This is a genomic window from Clostridium sp. (assembly GCF_051656525.1).
GTDB lineage: Bacteria > Bacillota > Clostridia > Clostridiales > Clostridiaceae > Clostridium.
This window is the reverse complement of record NZ_JBOGCC010000321.1, coordinates 1-1,375: the sequence shown is the minus strand read 5'-3', so window position 1 is coordinate 1,375 and position 1,375 is coordinate 1. Positions and strand designations below refer to the sequence as shown.

The window sequence follows — 1,375 nt, the reverse complement described above, 5'->3', positions numbered from 1 at the left end:
TAGTTACATTTTCATATTTAGGATCACTATATTTATCTAATAAAGATTTATAATATATCTTTTCTCTTTCATTATATTGCCCTTCATATTGTTCTGGATATGTTTTATAATAATTTATAAATTCTCCAAAATTTAATTTTTTATTATTAATAAAATCTAAGTGTAGTTCCTTTGGAATATCTAAATAAACTAATTGGGATAATTCTTTTAATTCTATATCACTTAATTTCATTTATTTTACCACCTTATTCCCTAAAATTAAGATGATTTTCTGTCTTACCATCTTTATATTTTATAAATTTTGTGTTATAATTTTTTTCGTCCGAAAACAATAAATCCTCTGTTGTTAATCTAGCCTGATAATAATTTGTATTTATTTCATCAAAAAATTTTTCTTTTGTATAAGCAAAAATTATATGTCCTGAATTTTCAAGTTCTAATTTTTCAAATCTTTTTAAATATTCATCAACTCTTTTATTTTCTTTCTCTTTATCTATATCTTCATTAGTTTTTATAAAAATAGTTATTCCCATTCCATAGGTTTTATTTAAATTTATAAATTCAATAGCATCCATTTCTATAGAATCATATTTTTTTAATTCCCCAGACATTGCAGCTTTTATATTAACATCTTCTCCAAAAACCTCTTTAACATCTTTCTCTATTAATTTTTCAAACTTTTGTTCCATAATTATATTTATATAATCATCTATAGTCTCTGTTTTTTCATAGTCTACCTCTAAAGTAAAAGGTATATTTTCATTTGCTTTCGGTGCGGCTAAAAATTTCTTAGTTTTTCTATAGGCTCCATGAGTTCCCCCCCTTTGTACAATAACGAATTCTTCCCCATACTTTCTTTTAAGATCCTCTAATGCAAATTTTTCATATTCATTTAATCTATTACCATCCATATCTGCCTCCCCATAAACACTATCTATTACTTTTTCATAAACTATGTCACAACCCATTGTTGAAAATCCTACTATTATTGGAATAATTAAAACTCCTATCTTTTTTAACTTCATAGCTTATCCCCTTTTTTCTAAATTGAATTAAGTAACTTAGTTTCTAACCTATACACATCATAAAACACCATTTTTATTTAATTCATCTATTACTTTTTTATAATCTTTTATAAAACTATCCCTAAATCCCGGAGTATTTATAGTTGCCACATCTGATATTTTCTTTCTTAACTCTTCATTAGCTGCAATTGCTATAAATAAAGCTAAATTTCCCCCCTTTGAATGACCCCCTAGTTGTACCGATTCAAAATTGCCACTATCAACCATTTTTTGAACAAAGCTTAATGCATCTTTTTGTTGTGCCGTTATTTTTGCTGCTGTTTCAGCATTATCTATCCAATCTTTCCACT

General features: G+C 25.8%; 3 protein-coding genes. All 3 read right to left on the bottom strand.

The features are described 5' to 3' along the window. Window positions 1–232: hypothetical protein (locus ACRDDY_RS16060; RefSeq protein ID WP_438565946.1), on the bottom strand; the 232-nt coding region annotated here is incomplete at its 3' end. Between the two features lie 13 nt (window positions 233–245). Further along, window positions 246–1,025, bottom strand: coding sequence for a hypothetical protein (locus ACRDDY_RS16055; protein WP_438565945.1), 780 nt, complete (start codon window positions 1,023–1,025; stop codon window positions 246–248). Window positions 1,026–1,082: 57 nt separating this feature from the next. Next, window positions 1,083–1,375 (bottom strand): Mbeg1-like protein (locus ACRDDY_RS16050; RefSeq protein ID WP_438565944.1); only part of this gene is annotated, 293 nt, incomplete at its 5' end.